The organism is Spiroplasma corruscae (assembly GCF_002237575.1).
In the GTDB taxonomy this organism is placed as follows: Bacteria; Bacillota_I; Bacilli_A; order Mycoplasmatales; family Mycoplasmataceae; genus Spiroplasma_A; species Spiroplasma_A corruscae.
This window is the reverse complement of the sequence record NZ_CP022535.1, coordinates 1,130,701-1,150,475: the sequence shown is the minus strand read 5'-3', so window position 1 is coordinate 1,150,475 and position 19,775 is coordinate 1,130,701. Positions and strand designations below refer to the sequence as shown.

Annotated in this window: 18 protein-coding genes; 17 read left to right on the top strand and 1 reads right to left on the bottom strand. The window is 26.9% G+C overall.

Going from position 1 to position 19,775, the window contains the following annotated elements; genetic code table 4:
- The first annotated feature begins 143 nt into the window (after positions 1-143).
- The 13 genes from SCORR_RS05075 to SCORR_RS05015 all read left to right on the top strand — a co-directional run bounded on the left by SCORR_RS05075 (position 144) and on the right by SCORR_RS05015 (position 13,998).
- Positions 144-1,178 carry a ribose-phosphate diphosphokinase gene (locus SCORR_RS05075; RefSeq protein WP_094049806.1) on the top strand — a complete coding sequence of 345 codons (1,035 nt, stop codon included), beginning with the start codon at positions 144-146 and terminating at the stop codon, positions 1,176-1,178.
- On the top strand, positions 1,178-1,744 hold the full coding sequence (gene pth, locus SCORR_RS05070) for an aminoacyl-tRNA hydrolase (RefSeq protein WP_094049804.1): 567 nt from the start codon (positions 1,178-1,180) through the stop codon (positions 1,742-1,744). The genes SCORR_RS05075 and pth overlap by 1 nt, the downstream gene beginning before the upstream one ends.
- 6 nt (positions 1,745-1,750) lie before the next feature.
- A complete protein-coding gene (locus SCORR_RS05065; RefSeq protein WP_169709055.1) occupies positions 1,751-3,046 on the top strand; it encodes an adenylosuccinate synthase in 1,296 nt (431 codons plus the stop codon).
- 11 nt (positions 3,047-3,057) lie between these two features.
- Positions 3,058-4,353, top strand: a complete 1,296-nt coding sequence (gene purB / locus SCORR_RS05060) for an adenylosuccinate lyase (RefSeq protein ID WP_094049800.1) — start codon at positions 3,058-3,060, stop codon at positions 4,351-4,353.
- A 1-nt stretch (position 4,354) separates the two neighbouring features.
- A complete protein-coding gene (locus SCORR_RS05055; RefSeq protein ID WP_157705407.1) occupies positions 4,355-4,885 on the top strand; it encodes a phosphoribosyltransferase in 531 nt (176 codons plus the stop codon).
- Between the two features lie 2 nt (positions 4,886-4,887).
- Entirely contained in the window at positions 4,888-6,405 is a 1,518-nt protein-coding gene (metG, locus tag SCORR_RS05050; RefSeq protein ID WP_094049796.1) for a methionine--tRNA ligase, read from the top strand.
- A 15-nt stretch (positions 6,406-6,420) separates the two neighbouring features.
- Positions 6,421-8,292 carry a tRNA uridine-5-carboxymethylaminomethyl(34) synthesis enzyme MnmG gene (gene mnmG / locus SCORR_RS05045; RefSeq protein ID WP_094049794.1) on the top strand — a complete coding sequence of 624 codons (1,872 nt, stop codon included), beginning with the start codon at positions 6,421-6,423 and terminating at the stop codon, positions 8,290-8,292.
- A gap of 15 nt (positions 8,293-8,307) precedes the next feature.
- Positions 8,308-9,894 carry an APC family permease gene (locus tag SCORR_RS05040; RefSeq protein WP_094049792.1) on the top strand — a complete coding sequence of 529 codons (1,587 nt, stop codon included), beginning with the start codon at positions 8,308-8,310 and terminating at the stop codon, positions 9,892-9,894.
- A complete protein-coding gene (rsmG, locus tag SCORR_RS05035; RefSeq protein ID WP_094049789.1) occupies positions 9,863-10,558 on the top strand; it encodes a 16S rRNA (guanine(527)-N(7))-methyltransferase RsmG in 696 nt (231 codons plus the stop codon). Before SCORR_RS05040 ends, rsmG begins: the two co-directional genes overlap by 32 nt.
- Before the next feature lie 36 nt (positions 10,559-10,594).
- Positions 10,595-11,365 (top strand): ParA family protein, encoded by a 771-nt coding sequence (locus tag SCORR_RS05030; RefSeq protein ID WP_094049787.1) that lies wholly within the window; start codon positions 10,595-10,597, stop codon positions 11,363-11,365.
- Entirely contained in the window at positions 11,355-12,218 is an 864-nt protein-coding gene (locus SCORR_RS05025; protein ID WP_094049783.1) for a ParB/RepB/Spo0J family partition protein, read from the top strand. The genes SCORR_RS05030 and SCORR_RS05025 overlap by 11 nt, the downstream gene beginning before the upstream one ends.
- Before the next feature lie 16 nt (positions 12,219-12,234).
- On the top strand, positions 12,235-13,332 hold the full coding sequence (ychF, locus tag SCORR_RS05020) for a redox-regulated ATPase YchF (protein ID WP_094049781.1): 1,098 nt from the start codon (positions 12,235-12,237) through the stop codon (positions 13,330-13,332).
- Positions 13,333-13,395: 63 nt separating this feature from the next.
- Positions 13,396-13,998 (top strand): hypothetical protein, encoded by a 603-nt coding sequence (locus tag SCORR_RS05015; RefSeq protein ID WP_094049778.1) that lies wholly within the window; start codon positions 13,396-13,398, stop codon positions 13,996-13,998.
- A 404-nt stretch (positions 13,999-14,402) separates the two neighbouring features.
- Here the strand turns inward: SCORR_RS05015 and SCORR_RS05010 are convergent, their stop codons facing one another.
- Positions 14,403-14,750 carry a hypothetical protein gene (locus SCORR_RS05010; protein WP_094049776.1) on the bottom strand — a complete coding sequence of 116 codons (348 nt, stop codon included), beginning with the start codon at positions 14,748-14,750 and terminating at the stop codon, positions 14,403-14,405.
- A gap of 874 nt (positions 14,751-15,624) precedes the next feature.
- Between SCORR_RS05010 and obgE the strand changes: the two genes are divergently transcribed.
- The 4 genes from obgE to SCORR_RS04990 are packed head-to-tail and all read left to right on the top strand — an operon-like array spanning position 15,625 to position 19,769.
- Positions 15,625-16,617, top strand: coding sequence for a GTPase ObgE (gene obgE / locus SCORR_RS05005; protein ID WP_094049774.1), 993 nt, complete (start codon positions 15,625-15,627; stop codon positions 16,615-16,617).
- A 58-nt stretch (positions 16,618-16,675) separates the two neighbouring features.
- Complete coding sequence (ispF, locus tag SCORR_RS05000) at positions 16,676-17,146, top strand: 2-C-methyl-D-erythritol 2,4-cyclodiphosphate synthase (protein WP_094049771.1); 471 nt, start codon at positions 16,676-16,678, stop codon at positions 17,144-17,146.
- Position 17,147: 1 nt separating this feature from the next.
- Positions 17,148-18,584 carry a glutamate--tRNA ligase gene (gene gltX / locus SCORR_RS04995; RefSeq protein ID WP_094049769.1) on the top strand — a complete coding sequence of 479 codons (1,437 nt, stop codon included), beginning with the start codon at positions 17,148-17,150 and terminating at the stop codon, positions 18,582-18,584.
- Positions 18,585-18,590: 6 nt separating this feature from the next.
- The gene (locus SCORR_RS04990; protein ID WP_094049767.1) at positions 18,591-19,769 is read left to right on the top strand and encodes an HD domain-containing protein; all 1,179 of its coding nucleotides are present in this window, start codon (positions 18,591-18,593) and stop codon (positions 19,767-19,769) included.
- Positions 19,770-19,775: the final 6 nt, after the last annotated feature.

Sequence of the window (19,775 nt, the reverse complement as noted above, 5' to 3'; positions counted from 1 at the left end):
TTTAAAATAAACAGATTGATTAAACAATTATAGAATTGTATACAATCTCTGTTAGTAAAATAAGTTATCTTTAATCTAATTAAATTCATTGGTTTTATAAAAAGATAATTATAATTTGTTATTATTAATATGGAGAACATAATATGGAAAATAATAATTTTAAAATATTTGGGTTATCATCAAATAAACCATTAGTAAATGAAATATGTGAATTATTAAATATAAAGGAGTCTCAGACAAAAATCTCGAGATTTATGGACGGTGAAATTCTAGTTCAATCAATGGAATCTGTTAGAGGACAAGAAATTTATATTGTTCAATCTACCAATCAACCAGTAAATGAAAATTTAATGGAACTACTAATTGCTGTTGATGCTTTTAAAAGAGCGAGTGCTGCAAAAATCAATGTGGTAATTCCATATTTCGGTTATGCAAGACAAGATAGAAAGGCGGCAGGAAGACAACCTATAACAGCTAGACTAGTGGCAAACCTAATTGAAAAATCAGGTGTTAATAGAGTCATAGCGGTGGATTTACACTCAACACAAATTATGGGTTTTTTTAATGTGCCTATCGACAACTTTTCAACAGCTCAAGCTGTAGCATCAGAAATAATTAATGACATTATTAAAAATAATTTAGATCCTAAAGATTGTATACTTGTTTCACCTGACCATGGTGGTTTAACAAGAGTTCATGGTGTTGCGAAGTATACAGGAAATATAACTAATGGTATTGCTGTAATCGCAAAGAGAAGACCTGAACCAAACAAAGCAGAGGTGGAATTCATTTTAGGAGATGTTGTCAACAAAACTTGTTTTGTTATTGACGATATGATTGATACTGGCGGAACAATTATTAATGCTGCTAAAGCTTTGAAAGACCAAGGTGCTAAAGATATTTACTTAATTGCTTGTCATGGTCTTTTTAATGGTAAAGCTGTTGACAACTTAGAAAGAGCAGTAAAAGAGAAAATTGTTAAACAAGTTGTTGTAACAAATACAATTGATTTACCCAAAGAAAAGATATTCGAGGGTCTTAAAATTATTTCAGTAGCAAAACTTATGTCTGCAATGATAAAAAGTTCTTATGAAAAAAACCCTTTAACTAAAGTTTATGAAGAAGAACAGGAAAAAATTGCATTAAAAGTAAAAGATTATGTTAAAAAACATCAATAATGAAACAAAAACTAATAGTAGGACTTGGTAACCCTGGAAATAGTTACTATAAAACAAGACACAATGCTGGTTTTTTAATTGTTGATTATTTACTTCAAAAATATGGGTTTGAAAAAAAAACTATCAAGTTTAATGCAGAAATATTTATAACTAAAATTAATAATGTTAAAGTCATTTTTTTAAAACCCCTTACTTATATGAATCTTTCTGGAGAAGCTCTAAATAAAACAATGAGTTTTTTTAAGATAGATAAAAAAGATATATTAGTTATTCATGATGATAAAGATTTAGATGTTGCGGTATTTAGGTTCAAAAATAAAGGTAGTTCAGGAGGGCATAATGGTTTAAAAAACATTATTTCTCACCTAGGTTCTGAAGAATTTAAAAGAATAAAAGTTGGTGTTGGAAAACCAATCAACAATATAAAAATAATTGATTGAGTATTAATGAAGTTAAAAGATGAGGAAATAAATTTAATAATAAATAACTTTAAATTAAGAGAAATTGTTATCGAAGATTTTATATCAGAAACAGATATTAATAAAATAATGAATAAATTTAACTAAGGAGAAATTATGAGCAAATATAACTCACTTGTAATAGTTGGTGCACAATGAGGTGATGAAGGTAAAGGTAAGATGACTGATTATTTTGGTCAAAAAGCAGATTTAGTAGTAAGATTTGCTGGTGGTGACAATGCTGGACATGTAATTAACTTCAATGGTGAAAAACATAAGGTAACATTAGTACCATCAGGAATTTTTAATAAAAAAACAACAAATGTCATCGGTAATGGCTGTGTGATTAATCTAAAAAATTTAATAGAAGAGATTGAAATAATCGAAAAACACAGTAGTGAACACGGAAATTTATTAATATCTAATAAAGCACATGTCTTAATGCCTTATCACATTGAAATTGACAAGGCTTTAGAAGAAGAGAGAGAAGCTCTTAAGATAGGTACCACCAAGAAAGGTATTGGGCCTGCTTATAATGACAAAATATCAAGAATGGGCGTTAGAATTTGTGATATACCTAGACCAAGATTTAAAGAAGAGTTTAAGGTAATTTTTAACTACAATAAAAAATTTCTAAAAAATATGTTTAATGTTGAATTAGATATAAATTTTGATGAGTTATGTGAAGATTTACAAAACTATTATTTAAAGCTTAAACATAGAATAACTGATTGTGATATATTTGTTGAAAATGCCATTAAAGCAGGCAAAAACGTGCTATTTGAAGGTGCTCAAGGTGCTATGTTAGACATTGATCACGGAACATATCCTTATGTTACAAGCTCAAATACTTCAGCTAATAACGCATCAATTGGTACTGGAATTGGTCATAAGTTGATAGAAAAATCATTAGGTATTGTCAAAGCGTATTGTACAAGAGTAGGAGAAGGACCATTTCCAAGTGAATTATTAAATGAAATCGGAGATAAAATACGTATAGTTGGTAATGAATTTGGTTCAAACACCGGTAGACCTAGAAGAATAGGTTGATTTGATGCAGTTGCATTAAAGCATGCAATAAGAACATCTGGTCTTGACTCAATCTTTATTACATTATTGGATGTACTAACTGGTATTGATGATTTAAATATATGTGTAAGCTATGAAATAAATGGTTTAAAAACAAGTAACATGCCAGCAAACGCTGGTGATCTGTGAGATTGTAGACCAGTATATATTTCTACACCAGGGTGAAAAGAAGATATAACCAAAGTTAAATCATTTATAGATCTTCCTGATGAGGCAAAAAACTATATTAAGTTAATTGAAAAAATATGCGAGATTAAAGTTGAAGGTTTCTCAGTAGGTCCTGATAGAAATCAAACAATATTGTATGAAGACTTTTTTTAGGAGAGAAATTAATGATCGATAGATATCTTATTAAAGAAATAGAAAAAATTTGAGATGAAGAAAATAAGCTTCAAACTTGACTTAAAGTTGAAAAAGCTGTTGTCAAAGCTTTAAATAAACTAGGAGTAGTCCCAGACACTGATTTAAAAAAAATTATGGACTTAAATGAAATTAACATCGAAAGAATGCTAGAAATTGAAAAAGAAACAAAACATGACGTAGTAGCATTTACAAGAATGATTTCAGAATATTTAGGAAATGAGAAGAAATGAATTCATCTTGGTTTAACTTCAACTGATGTAGTTGATACTTCACAGAATATTCTTATAAAAAACTCAAATCTTATTGTTGAAAAGGAACTTTTTAACCTACTAGATAAATTAAAAAGTAAAGCACTTGAAAATAAAGAAACTCTTATAATGGGGAGATCTCATGGTATGTATGGAGAACCTACATCATTAGGATTAAAATTTTTATTATGATTCGATGAATTAAAAAGACAAATAAGTAGATTTGATTTAGCAAAATTACAATTAGAAGTAGCAAAAATTTCAGGGTCTATGGGAAATTATGCAAATATTGAACCAGAAGTGGAAGAGTTTGTAGCTAAGGAGTTTGAGTTAGGATTAGATAATATTTCTACTCAAGTAACTCAAAGAGATAGACATTCAAACTTAATTTTAGTATTTGCAAATATTGCTTCAACACTTGAAAAAATTACAACTGAAATAAGATTATTCCAAAGAAGTGAAGTACAAGAAATATGCGAAGGATTTGGTATCGGCCAAAAAGGTTCAAGTTCAATGCCGCATAAAAAAAACCCAATAAGTTCAGAAAATATTACAGGATTATCTAGATACATAAGAAGTTTTGTGTCAATGGCACTTGAAAATAATGTACTATGACATGAGAGAGATATTTCTCATAGTTCAAATGAGAGATTAATGTTTCCTGATATTTATAATATTCTTGTATACGCATTAAGAAGAACTACAAATACAATTAATAATCTTGTTATTAATAAAGATAAGATGTTAGAACATATTTCAAGCCAAAATAATATTTTTTATAGCCAAAGGGTATTAACATACATTTTAATCAAGTATAATTTTTCTAGAGAAGAAGTATACGACTTCATACAGCAATGTACTTTAGAATGTCAACGTACAAATAAAGATTTTAAATCTGTTTTATTAGATAATGGTGTCACTAAATATATTACCAATTTAGATGAGTTCGAAAGTCTATTTGATTTGAAATACTTCTTAAGGCATGTTAATCGTGTCTTTGAAAGGGTGGTTAAATAGTATGGAAAACCAAAAATTAATTACGATGATTACAGAAGATGAAATTAAATCCGCGATAATTAATGCGGCTCAAAGTTATGGGAAGTTATATGAAAACCAACAACTAACTATTGTAGCTGATGTTAGAAACTCATTCATATTTATTGCAGATTTGATTAGAGAACTTCCAATTGATGTAACTATTCAATTTGTTGTTACACCAACAAAGGAGTTAGAGAATTGTAATTTACAAGAATCAAAAATAGATCTAGGATTAACTACTTCCTTAAAAGGTAAAAATGTATTAATTGTAAATGATATCTTAAATAATGGAAATACATTAAATAGGTTATTCGATTATGTTAATAAAGAACAACCCTTATCAATTAAAATACTAAACTTAATTGAAAAAGATAACAAAGATAGAAATGTTAAATTGGAGTATGAATCATTGTTTAAAATTGATAACTTATTTATAGTGGGTTATGGATTAACTTATAACGAGAGTTATAGGGGATTAAAAGCTATTTACAGTTTGGAAATTAAAGAATAATTATGAAGAAGAAAAACTTTTATGTTACTACCCCTATATATTATCCTAGTGGAAATTTACATATTGGACATTCTTATACAACTACCTTAGCCGATGTTATTTGTAGATATAAAAAAGAAGATGGGTTCAATACGTTTTTTTTAACAGGTTCAGACGAACATGGTCAAAAAATTGAATTAAAAGCAAAAGAAAATAACTTAGAGCCCAAAGAATATGTCGACAATATAGTTGCCAATTTTAAATATTTGTGAAAGCTTTTAAATATTGATTACTCAAAGTTTATTAGAACAACTGATGTTGATCATATTGAATCAGTTCAAAACATATTTTCTGTTTTATTAGAGAAAGATTTAATTTATCCTTCAAAGTATAAGGGTGAATATTGTATCAGTTGTGAAGAGTTTCTTACAAGTGAGCAAATAATCGATAATAAATTTCATTCAGTATGTAAAAAAGAATTTGTTATGTTTGAAGAAGAATCTTATATGTTAAGAGTTTCACAATTCAAAAAATTTTTAATTGATTTATTTAAAAAAGATTTTTTAGAACCAGAAAATAGAAAAAAAGAAATGTTAAATAACTTTATTAATAATGAGTTAGAAGATTTATCAGTAACTAGAATAAACTTTTCATGAGGAGTTCAAGTTTTAGAAGATCCAAAGCATGTTATATATGTTTGAATCGATGCATTAAGTAATTATATTAGTGCATTAGGTTATAAAAATAACAGCACGAACCTTATGAATGATTTCTGGTCAGAAAATACTGAAATCCTACAAATTATAGGTAAAGAAATTACAAGATTTCACTCAATTTATTGACCAATAATTTTAAAGTCATTAGATTTAAGAATGCCAAACAAAATATTATCACACGGTTGGATATTAAGTAAGAATGATAAAATGAGTAAATCATTAAATAATGTGATAGATCCAATTAGCGTTATAAAAAAATACTCAAGTGATGCATTAAGATTTTATATTTCTTATAATCTACCGACATATAAAGATGGCAATTTTACTGATGAATTATTTATAGAATCATTTAATACAAACTTAGCTAATAATGTTGGAAATTTAATATCAAGAACATCAAATATGATAATTAAATATTTTGATGGTTTAGTACCCATGGTTGACATGAGTAATGAGAAGCTATACAAAAAGGGTGATCAAGCAATATATAATTTTAAAAAGCACATGGATCTTTATAATGTTTCAGAAGCAATTGATGTAGCATTAAAACTAGGACAAGAGTGTAATAAGTATATTGAAGATGTTAAACCATGAGATCTTCAAAAAAATAATAAAATAGAAGAATTGAAAAAAGTAATTTCCCTTTTACATAGAAATATATTAATATTAATTTATTTATTAAAACCTATTCTTGTTGAAAGTACAAAAAAAATGTTCGAACAAGTTGGTGTTGATATAGACTTAATTAATTTTAAGTCATTTGAAAATAATGACTATAAAGTTAATAAAATATCAGATAGAGAAATAATATTTAAAAGAATTTAGAACGTAGGTGAATATATGGAAGTTGATATTATTGTTGTTGGAGCAGGACACGCTGGTGTTGAAGCAGCCTTAGCTTCTGCAAGGTTAAACAAAAAAACTATCCTTATTAATTTATATGATGATAAAATAGCAACTATGCCATGTAACCCATCTATTGGTGGTCCTGCAAAAGGTATTGTTGTAAGAGAAATTGATGCATTAGGTGGTGAAATGGGAAAAGCGGCTGATGCAACTGCTCTGCAAATTAAACTATTAAACTCCTCACGTGGACCAGGAATTTGAGCGCTGAGAGCACAATCTGATAAAATAAAATATTCAGAATATATGCGCAATGTTATAAAGAAACAAGAAAATTTACAGTTAGTTGTTGGAGCGGTTTTAAATCTAATTGTTGAAGATAAAACTATTAAAGGAGTTGTTTTAGAGGATAACACAAAAATTTTTTGTAAAGCTTTAGTTTTAACTACTGGTACATATCTTTCTAGTAAAATATTCCAAGGAAGCGATAACTTTGAGTCAGGTCCAAGTAATGAAAAAACAACAAAAGGTTTATCAAGTACATTTTCAGAATTAAACATTAAAACATTTAGATTTAAAACAGGAACTCCCCCAAGGGTAAAAAAAGACTCAATAGATTTATCATTTGCAAAAGTTGAGCCAGGAACTAATATGGAATTATTCTTCTCATCTAAAACTAAAAATATAATTCCTTTTGATAAACAAGAAGTATGTTATTTAATTCACTCAACTGAGGAAACCAAAAAAATTATTGTGGAAAACCTCAATAAGTCAGCAATGTACTCTGGAGAAATCCAATCAATAGGACCTAGATATTGTCCAAGCTTTGAAGACAAAATAGTAAGGTTTTCAGATAAACCAAGACATCAAATATTTTTAGAACCAGAATCTTTATCTCTTGACACATTTTATGTACAAGGTTTTTCGACCTCAATGCCAATTGATGTACAAGATAAAATGCTAAGAAGTTTGCCTGGGTTTGAAAATGTAGTTGTTGATAAATGAGCATATGCAATTGAATATGATTGCATAGACCCACAGCAATTGAAATTGACATTGGAATTAAAAGAGGTAGAGAATCTTTTTTTTGCTGGGCAAATAAATGGTACAAGTGGATACGAAGAAGCGGCTGGCCAAGGTTTGATAGCAGGGATTAATGCAGTCTTAAAAATCGATGGGAAAGAACCTTTTATTTTAAAGAGAAGTGAGTCATATATTGGCGTTATGATTGACGACTTAGTTAATAAAGGTGTAAATGAACCTTATAGACTTCTAACTAGTAGAGCTGAGAATAGATTGCTATTAAGAAATGATAATGCAGAACTAAGATTAAAAGTATATGGTTATAAAATTGGTTTAGTTGATGATAATGAATGAAATCAATTTAATAAATATAAAAATGAAATTGAATCTACAATTGAGTTTTTAAAAGTTACAAGATTCACTCCAAAAAGTGAGTTAGCTATAAAACTTAATAAACTTAACCAAGCAACTTTGACTCAAGGCCTAAGCGCATACGAAATATTAAAACAACCAAAAGTTGAAATTGATATTTTAAAGGACTATATTCCTGAACTGCAAAATTTAACCAATGCTCAGTTGCAAAATATTTTAATTAGCATTAGATTTGAGGGTTACATTAAGAAAGAAGACGAGGATATTCAAAAACTAATCAAGTTAGAAAAAAAATTAATTCCTTTAAATTTAGATTATAATTTAGTTGATAATTTAGCTATTGAAGCAAGACATAAGCTATCCAAGGTAAGACCTACTTCGTTAGGGCAAGCCTCTAGAATAACTGGAGTAAATCCTTCAGATATTCAGATGTTGGCATTTCACTTAAAGAAAATAAATAAATGAAATAAATAAAAAGTTGGGAATAGAATGATTAATGTAAATAAGAAGAACAAGGTAAAGAACAAAGTGTTTGAGTTCTTAACTATTTTTTCAATGGTTTTTGGACTTGTAATAGGTAATGGAATTTACCTAAAAAATAGTAATGAACCTGGGGGTGTATTAGGAGAAGCTGGACAAAACCCCTATATTGCTATTTTCGTTTGGGTTTTCATTGGTGTAATGTGCACATTAATGATGATTACATTTATTGAAGCATCATCAGCTGCTGAAGGAAATGAAGACCACTCAACAGTACAAAGCTGAGCAAAAAAATTTATTAATAATAGATGTGCAAGTTTATTTTCCATTTTATATATTTGTATGTATATGCCAGTGCTATTAAGTTTAGCTTCTTTATTTTCAATTGAAATAATATTTGAATCTGTTGATGACTTTTTTAGTATTTCAAGTAAGTGAGGGTTGGTAAAATTTACTGTTACTAAAATAATTTTATCAATGTTGTTATTAATATTTTTTCAGTTACTAAATATTTACACTTATACACCTTCAAAGTTTATTCAAACCTTTTTAACTTTTGTTAAGTTTATACCATTGTTTGTAGCAATTGTTGGTAGTTTTAGCGTCTTTGCAATTGATGGGCCTAACAAAAACAATAGTTTTAATCCAGTAGAAAAACATTATAGCTCATGAAAACCAACTACATTACTTGCGACCTCGATGCCAGTTCTTTTTGCGTTTGATGGTTTTGTTTATGCTGCAACTTTAAGAAAAGATTGTGAAAATAAAAAAGTAGTTGCACCAGCAATGCTGTCCGCAATTTTAGCGGTAACTGTATTTTATATTGTAGTAACTGTTTCAATATTTATTTCAAGAGAAGACGGGAATATTTTTAATCTCTTTGATGAAATATTTAGAGGTAATATATATTTTGTTTTATTGTTTAAAATAATTATTGCAATAACAATGTTAACAATACTAAATGGTTATTCGACTTTAATGCCAAGAACTATTAATTCTGCAATAGATGAAAAACTTATTGCTATAAATTTTAAGTCAAATGCATTCAAAAAAGGAGGTTATTTAGGATTTACAATAACTTCTATTATATTTGTTGTATTTGTTTCTTCTTCATTGGCATTAACAGGGAACAGAGAAAGTGAACTTAGTGCATTTTATATTTCAAATTATTCTTCAAATAGTACTGTAATATTTGCGTTTACTTCTTATTTACTTGTTATGATTTTTGTATTAATAAATAAAAAAACAAAAAAAGTTAGGGTAGATAGTATTAGAGGAAGTTTTATAATAGGAATTATTAGTTCGGTTATGCTATTTATTGTGTTAGGATATGCATATTATGACTTTCTTATAAATAAGTTCATAAATAAGAGCTATGAAGACCCTGCGTTATTAATATTATTTTCATTATTAATAGGATTAATTTGGTTTATAAATGAAATAATCTTATCTAAAAATAATATTGAAGAAAATGATTTCTATTTAAGATTAAATCCAAAGAACTGACATAAATATAATAAGCAAATTGCACTTACTAACTACGTTAAGAAAAAAGGTAAAAAAAATGAGATACGAAATATTAAAAAAAGTTTATAAAGGTATCGATAGTTCAATTATTGATAAGTTAGATATTTATATTGAACTTTTAAAAAAATGAAATGAAAAGTTCAACCTTACTGCAATTTTAGAAGATGAGCAAATAATTAGGAAACATTTTTACGACTCCCTTATTTTTTCGATCAACTTTAAACTTGATAACCAATCAGTCTTAGACATAGGTACAGGCGCAGGTTTTCCAGGAGTTGTACTAAAAATATTTTATCCAAACCTTAAAATAACTCTTCTTGAATCAAATAACAAAAAAGTAATTTTCTTAAAAGAAGTAATTAAAAAACTTGAATTAAAAAATATAACTATCGTTAATGATAGGTCTGAAAGTTATAGCATTGGTAATAAAGAAACATTTGATATTGTTACGTCTAGAGCAGTTGCTCAATTGAATATTTTGTTAGAAATAGGAGTGCAAGCATTAAAAATAAATGGTTATTTCATAGCTCTAAAAGGAAAAAATTATTTGGAAGAAATTAAAAATCTTAACTCCCAAGAAAGTCTCATTGGACTAAAACTTGAAACTTCTCAAGTTGTTGAAGAAGATGGTTTAGGTTTAAGAGCAAATTTATTTTACAAAAAAGTAAGATGTACACCAATTGAATATCCAAGAAGTTATAATAAGATAAAAAAAAGACCATTAGGCGAATAAAAATTATATAATAAGAAATAGTGGAGGATAAATATAATGGCAAAAGTAATATCAATTTCAAACCAAAAAGGTGGTGTTGGTAAAACTACAACATCAGTTAATTTAGCTTGTGGTTTGGCGTTTGAAGGGAAAAAAGTTCTTTTAATTGACACTGATCCTCAATTTAATGCAACTACAGGAGTTGGTTATGAAATAGATAGTAACTCTTTAAGTATGTACCATGTATTTATTGGAGAAAAACAAATAAGGGAAGTTATAGTAAAAAATATAAAACCTAATATTGATTTAGCACCAAGTTCAATAGATGTAGCCGCTGTTGACTTAATACTTTTAGAACAAAAACATAGTAACCAAAATATTTTAAAAGAACAAATTGACTCACTAAGAAGTGATTATGATTTTATTATTATTGATTGTCCTCCAAGTCTTGGTTTAATTAATAGAAATGGTTTAGCATCATCCGATACTGTATTAATACCTATTCAAGCAGAACATTATGCAATGCATGGAGTTGCACAGTTGTTAAGAACAATTAAAAAAGTTAAAGAGACACTTAACCCAACATTAACAATTGAGGGCGTGCTTGTAACAATGTTTGATTCAAGAACTAAATTAGCACATGATGTACTTGAAGAAATTATGAAAACATTTGGTCCTAAAGTATATAAGGCGGTTATTCCAAGAAATATAAAAATATCAGAATCATCAATCGAAGGAAAATCTATTTTTGAGTATGATAAAAATGGTTTAGGATCAATAGCATATTTAGAATTTGTAAAAGAGGTGCTTAGAGAAAATGGCAACTAAGAAAAGATATAACTTTAAAGGGTTAGATGACATATTTGGTGAGTCTGTCTCAGATGTTGTAGGAAAATTAGAAAACAATAAAGCTCTTGCTGATCAAGCTAAGGATTTTGTAGATATAAAATCATTAAAACCAAATCCTTTTCAACCAAGAAAAGTATTTGAAAAAGAAGAAATATCTGAGTTATCAAACTCAATAAAAATACATGGTATTATCCAACCGATTATAATTAATTCTAATAACGAAATTGTTGCTGGTGAAAGAAGGTTCAGAGCTGCAAAAGAAGCTGGACTAACAGAAGTTCCGGTAGTAAAAATTAACCTTACAAAAATACAAATGGAAGAGTTTGCTATTATTGAAAATATTCAAAGAGTAGATTTATTAGAAATTGAAGAAGCTATTGCTTATAAAAAATTATCAGTTAATTCAAAACTTAAACAAGAAGAAATAGCTAGTAGAGTTGGTAAATCAAGATCTCACGTAGCCAATATTATGAGACTATTAAATTTACCTGATTATGTTCAAAACTCATTACTTGAAAAGAAGTTGACAATGGGACATGCAAAACCATTACTAACAATACTAAGTGATAAAGATTTTCTAGACTATGTTTATAATAGAATTATAAAAGACGATATAACAGTAAGAGAAGTAGAACAATTAGTTAAAAACAAAAATACTGATGTGGTGAAAGAAAAGAAAATAACAAATCCTAATATTAAAAATTTAGAAAATAAATTAATGAGAAAACTGGGCACTAAAGTTACTATAGATTCATCGAAGTTATCAATAAAATATACAAGCATTGATGATTTAAACAGAATACTTGAAATACTTGGTTTTATAGAAGAATAACAATAGGGAAAGAAATATGAGTTTAAAAGTAGGTATAGTAGGATTGCCAAATGTAGGTAAATCAACTTTGTTTAATGCAATTACAAATTCAAAAGTAGAAGCAGCAAATTATCCATTTGCAACAATTGAACCTAATGTAGGTGTTGTTGAAGTTAAGGATGAAAGACTTATAAAGTTAGCTAAAATATTTGAATCAAAAAAAACTATTTTTACTACAATTGAGTTTGTTGATATAGCTGGTTTAATTGCAGGAGCAAGTAAAGGAGAAGGGTTAGGTAACGCCTTCTTGGCAAATATTAGAGAGACAGATGCAATCTGCGAAGTTGTAAGATGTTTTGACTCAAAAGATATCACTCATGTAGAAGGAACTATTGATCCAATAAGAGATATTGAGATCATTGAGTTAGAACTTATTTTAGCTGATGAATCAGTTGTCAAAAAAAGACTTTCAAAGATAGAACCAAAGTACAAAACATCAAAAGATGCATTGATAATTTTTGAATATAATATATTGTCAAAATTAGCACAAGCACTAAGCGATGGTTTGTTATTGAATAGTCTTGAGTACGACGACGAAGAATTAGTTTATCTAAAAACCTTAGGTTTGTTAACATTAAAAAAATTTATTTATGTTGCTAATGTATCTGAAGAATACATATTAGAAGATAATGAGTATGTAAAAAATGTAAAAAGTCTAGCTGTACAAAAAGGTTTTGAATTTGTCAAAGTGTGTGCAAAAGTCGAAGAGGACTTAAGTGAACTTAATGATGATGAAAAACAAGACTTCTTAATGGATTATGGAATTAAAAGTTCAGGACTTGATCAATTAACATTAGCATCTTACAAAACATTAAGTTTAAAAACATACTTTACTGCTGGTCCACAAGAGGCTAGAGCTTGACAATTTAAATCTGGTTATACAGCACCTCAATGTGCAGGAATAATTCATACAGACTTTGAAAAAGGTTTTATAAAAGCAGATATTTACAGGATTGAAGACATTATTGAGTTGGGCTCAGAACAAGAAATTAAAAATAAAGGCAAGATTAGGTTAGAAGGTAAAAATTACATTGTCCAAGATGGAGATGTTTGTTATTTTAAGTTCAATAAATAAAAACATATTATAAGTTATTTTGTTATAATCAGTGTGTAATTTAATTGAAAGGGTTTTTTTATTTTGAAAAAGCAATATTTAAGATTAACAATATCTTTATTAATTCTCATAATAGTTTGTTTATCGATATTTGTTTTGGGAGGTAGCTTTTTTATAGAGAATAATGATAATCAGTGAATCTATAAGGGATGAAATAACAATAGTCCAAGCGTTGATTCGCTTTATAGTGTATTTCAGAATAAATTATTTTTTGGTAAAATTTCAAGACTTGCATTTCCAATTTCGATATCATTGCTATCATTATCAATAATTTATCCTGTATATATTTTAATTAATATAATTTTATTATCATTTAAAGTTAAAGACAGTTCAATGAATAATATAAATCTGGTTATTGATATAATTTATTATGTTTTCATATTAATAATTATGATAGTATTTATTTTATCTTTAGTTGCTATTAGAGATGATTTTTACACATTATCTAATGATTCGGAAAAAGAGTCTCTTCATAAAAAATTTAAGTTTGGAACCAATTTTATTATTAATATTATTTTATTAATATCTTCTTGTGTTATGTTGCTTTCTTTTAATATTTATGTTTACTTAGATAAAATAAAAAAAGCTTTTAAAACAAGTAAAATAAGTAGTAAAAAAAATTCGTAAAAATTTTATTAACATTACTTAGTTATATAAAGAATCCTACAAATAAAAATAATATTTGTTATTTATAAATAAAAAACTAAGCATTTAAATTATATATTCTAACGCTGACATTAGTTAGCGTTTTTACTTTCATTATTTAAATATTTATAATTATGTAAATCATATTATTTATTTATACAAGCTTTTATTTATACAATATGTTTTGTGATATTTTAAATATTACTAACTAATCATTTTTTATTTTGAAAAAGAATATTTTTCATCAATTTAAACTTTATTAAGTTATTGAAAGAAATCTATTTAAGAATAAAACCTCTATTAAGTTGATGACTTATGCTGATATATTTTTAAAAAATTAGGAGTAATTAGTAAATAAAAATAGCCATTAAGGCTATAAGTCGATATTAATTTTTTTTACCGCATAAAGTTAATATACCACCAATTAAGAATAATAGGAAGGGTATAAAGTATGCAGCTCAAGAAAATAGTATACTTACTAATGCTATTATACCACAAGCAATTCTTGCTTGGTTACTTCCTTTTGATAATGCCATAGCTCCTGTTACTATAATTACAATTGGCAATATTAAACTTAGCACACCGATTATAATAAATATTCCAGAACTTAAACCCCCAATACTACTAAATCCAAATGAGATAGTTCCTGCAAGAATAAACAATAAACCAAATATACATGAAAATCCTGCCCCAATGAAAGATGTTATAATTCCACCTTTTGCTAATCCGTTCATTTTTTTACCTTTCTAAAGTTTAGTACCTATATATTAATTTAATTAAATGCAGTGTGATTACCCACACTAATTAGATTATATAAAATAAATTCAAAATGTGTAAAAAAATTTTAATATACATAAAAATTTTTATTATTAATAAATTATTATGTTATAAATAAATAAAAAATAATTTTGTTATATGTTTATCTTACTTAGAAATAATGTTATGTAAGAAATTGGTTTAAACATAGTAATACTTATAGAAATAAACACCAGAAAGTTATTATCAAATATATAATGAATATTTGTTATATAAGCTATTCTAACGAAAAATTCAACAGGCAATAGTATTATATTTATCTATAAATTTATCGGAGTCACTGAAGACTATATTGGGCTTTATACTTAATTGCAGTTTAGTTTTCATTATACAAAAACTGAAATAATGACAACTACATTTCCAAAAAAACCCATTATTTAAAGAACTTCTTGTACACTACAAATAAAACCATAAAGAGTGGAATAAAAAAATTAAAAATTAAAAGACTCTAATTGAATAATAAATTTATTATAGATAAATTAGATTATATTTTAATGTAAACTTCAAAAATGTAAAGATATTGAAAATATAGTAATTTATCTTTTAGGAAAATTTATTGGAATTTCAGAAATATTTTTATAATTATTTTTTGATATTCACATCATTAAAAATTTTAAAAAAAACGACAGTTCTATCTTTAAAAGATTATAATTAAATAAACACCTAAAGGAGGTATTTTATAATGGTAATATTTAATAACTCTTTTGGGTATATGACTTTTAGATAGTTATACCCTTTTAAATTATAAATATTTAACAATAATAAATATTATCAAACTCAAGGAGGTATAATTTGAGATTTTTAGATTTCGCAGAATTTAATGTATCAGCAGGAAATGGTGGAGATGGTTTTGTATCATTTGACCCCTTTGCCAAGGGAAAACCTAACGGTGGTAATGGAGGTAACGGAGGTAATATATATTTCACTTCAAAAAAAAATATCAATTCATTAATGGATCTTAAATATAATAAATTTTATAAAGCTCAAGATGGTATCAAAGGCGGAGCTAAATTATGTAATGGAAGAAATGGGCATGATCTTATATTATTTATTCCAGTTGGCTCAACAATTTATAATGAAAAAAAGCAAAAATTGGTTGAGTTTACTAAGGATAATCAAACTATATTAATTGCAAAAGGAGGAAAAGGAGGAAGAGGAAACGGTAAGTTTGCAAAAGAATGAAGAGATAACCCCAATAAGTGTGAAAAAGGAGAAATAGGCGAGAGTATGAATATCTCAATCGAAATAAAAGTTCTTGCAGATGTTGGTTTTGTAGGATTACCAAATGCTGGCAAATCAACATTGTTAAATGTTATTTCAAACTCAAAACCCGAAATAGCAGATTACCCTTTTACTACGATTAAACCACATTTAGGAATTTGTAAAGATAGTTATAATAGAAGCTTTGTAGTTGCTGACCTACCTGGACTTATAGAAGGTGCTAATTTAGGTAAAGGTTTAGGAGTTGAATTCTTAAAATACATTGAAAAATGTAGAATAATTTGTCATGTAATTGATATGAGTGGAAATTATGGTCAAGAAGACGTTATTAAAAATTATGAGCTTATCCGAAAGGAATTAAAATCGTATAACTTAATGCTAGATAAAAAACCTGAAATTATAGTCGCTAATAAGATAGATTTAGAATCTGCTCAATATAACTTATTAAAATTTTCTAAAAGATATAGTAACAAAAACATATTATTAATTTCAGGAAAAAAACAAAAAAATGTGAATACTCTTTTAAACATACTTGGAGATCAACTTGAAACCTTAAACAATTAATTAAATAGATATTATTCTATTTTTTTATTTATAATATATAGAGTTAAGTTGAGGTAATATGTATAGAATCGGTTTTTCAAAAGACAAGCATAATTTAGTTAAAGGAAATGGTATATCAATCGGTGGTATAAACATTGAATGTGATAGAAGTCCTGATGCATATAGTGATGGTGATGTTTTATTTCACGCCTTAGCTGAGTCAATATACGGAGCTTTAGGAATGGAAGACATTGGAACTTATTATAATAAGAAAAATAAAGAAAAAAAATTTAAATCTAGTTGCATGATTAAAGATGTAAATGCTATTTTAATCTCAAAGCAATTTAAAATAGTAAATATCGATATATTAATTGAGTTAGATAAACCAAATTTAACTAAGTATAAGGATATAATTAAAGATAATGTTGCAATGATGCTAGGTTTAAGCAAAGAAGTAATTGCTATTAAAGCTACAACTACTGAAGGTAATCATCCAAATTTAGTTACTTGTTATTCTAATGTATTAATAAAAAAAGAGGAGAATTATTAAAATGAAAAAAGTTAGATTAAGATATGCACCATCTCCAACAGGGTTTTTACACATAGGTAACACGAGAACTGCATTAATGAATTATTTATTTGCAAAACACTATAAAGGAGATTTTATTGTTAGAATTGAAGATACCGATTTTGACAGAAATGTTGATGGAGCCATTGAATCACAGTTTGATAATATGGACTGATTGGGAATTATTGCAGATGAGTCATTTTTAAAACCAAATCCAAATTATGGTGAATATATGCAATCAAGAAAACTTGAAAGATATATTGAAATTGCAAATCAATTGATCGAGAAAAATTATGCTTATAAATGCTTTTGTACAAAAGAAGAACTAGAAGAAAGCAGACAAACACAACTTGATCAAAATATTTTAGCACCTAAGTATGATCGAAAATGTTGAAATGATCGAGAAAACTTAAAAGATTGCAATAAAGAATATAATGTTAGATTTAAAGTGCCCGATAATAAAGAATTTAAAATTAACGATATTATTAGAGGAGAAGTAATATTTAGCTCAAAAGATATTGGTGATTTTGTAATTCTTAAATCAAATGGTGTTGCTACATATAACTTTGCAGTAGTAGTTGATGATAAAGATATGGAAATTTCACACGTACTAAGAGGAGAAGAACATATATCAAACACTCCAAGACAGTTAATGATTTATGAAGTTATGAATTGAGAATCTCCAATATTTGGTCATTTAACTTTGATAGTAGATGAAAATAAGAAAAAACTATCTAAAAGAAGTGGAAATGAAATGTTTTTTATTTCTGAGTATCGTAGACAAGGTTATTTACCAGAAGCAATATTTAATTTTGTTTCATTGTTAGGTTGAAGTCCTAAGGAAGAGAGAGAATTATTTTCAAAAAAAGAGCTTGTTAATATATTTGACGATAATAGGTTCTCTAAATCACCAAGTATGTTTGATTTTGTCAAACTAAAATGAATTAATAGCCAATGAATAAAAAAAATGAGTGATGAAGATTATCTTAAGTTCATAATAAACTTTATTGATAATAATAGATTTGATATATCTAAAGTTTCTAGAGATTGATTGTATAATGTATTAATGTTGTATAAAAAAGAAGTGGAATTTGGGATTCAAATTAATGACCACTTAAATTTATTTTTTGAAGATAACAAAGATGTACGATTAGATATTTTAAGTTCAATCGATAATTGAAAAGATGTAGTAATAGCATTTAAAGATAGAATTGAGACTCTGAATACTTTTGATGAAATTAGCATTAAGTCAATTATTACGTCATTAGGAAAAGAGTTAGATATTAAGGGTATGAATCTATATATGCCAATTAGAGTCTCTTCAACTCTAAGTGAACATGGGCCAGAATTAGCAAAAGTAATAAACTTATTTGGTAAAGAAAAAGTAATAAATAATATAAAATATATTTTAGATATGTAGGTTAATATGAATAAATTTATTAGAGATAATGTTCATGGTGAAATTAATATTAAAGAAGATTTTATAATTGAATTAATTGAAACTAAGGCATTTCAAAGATTAAGAAGAATTGTTCAACTAGGTGGTGGCCAGTACGTTTTTCCAAGCGCTTCACATACAAGGTTTTCACACTCAATTGGCACTTATCATGTTGTATGCAAGTTTCTAGAAAATGAAAACTTAACACAAGGTCTAAATAAAAAAGATTTCCCTGTTGTTAAGGCGGCATCACTATTACACGATATTGGTCATGGTCCATTTTCACATAGCTTTGAAAAAGTAATTAGTATTAATCATGAAAAATACTCAGTAAAAATCATATTAAACGATAATGAGATTACTAATGTGCTTAGAAAAGCTAATATTGATCCTATGGAGGTTGCCTCAATAATTGAAGGTAATCATCCAGTCAATGTATTTAATATGCTTGTATCAAGTCAAATTGATGCAGATAGAATTGATTATTTATTAAGAGACTCATTAGGAGCGGGTGTAAATTATTCAAAGTTAGATTTACAATGAATAATTAGACATGCAACAACTAACGAAGGTAATATTGTATTTCCTGAAAAAACAGTAAATGCAATTGAACACTTTCTATTAGGAAGATATCATATGTTTACACAGGTTTACAATCATAAAATATCTAAGGCCTTTGATTTTACATTAGAAAAATGATTCTTAAGGTTAAGAGACTTATATAAAGAATCCTATGTTTTTAAAAATAATTATTATATAGAAGTTTTAAAACCAATCCTAGAATTTAGAGATTTGAATGTTGATGAATACACAAGATTAGATGATTATACAATTCTCGAGTATATCAAAATGTCTAGCGAAGAAGAAGACGAAATTTTAAAGGATTTAGCCTTAAGGATAATTAATAGAAACTTTGTTAGAGTATCGTCAAAGTTAACTGAGCAAGAGTTTGAAGAATATAAAAACTCTTCCAATCTGGACCCAAAATATTATTTTGGAACAATTGAAGAAAAACCCTTCTGTATTTATGGAGCAAGTCAAAAAGGACTAGAAAAACCAATTTATATCGAACATTCTAATGGACTAAAAAATATTGAAGAAATATCACAAATTTTGAATAAAAATTCGAAAAATATAGGAAAAAAGTTTTATATTTTTATTAAGTAATAATGT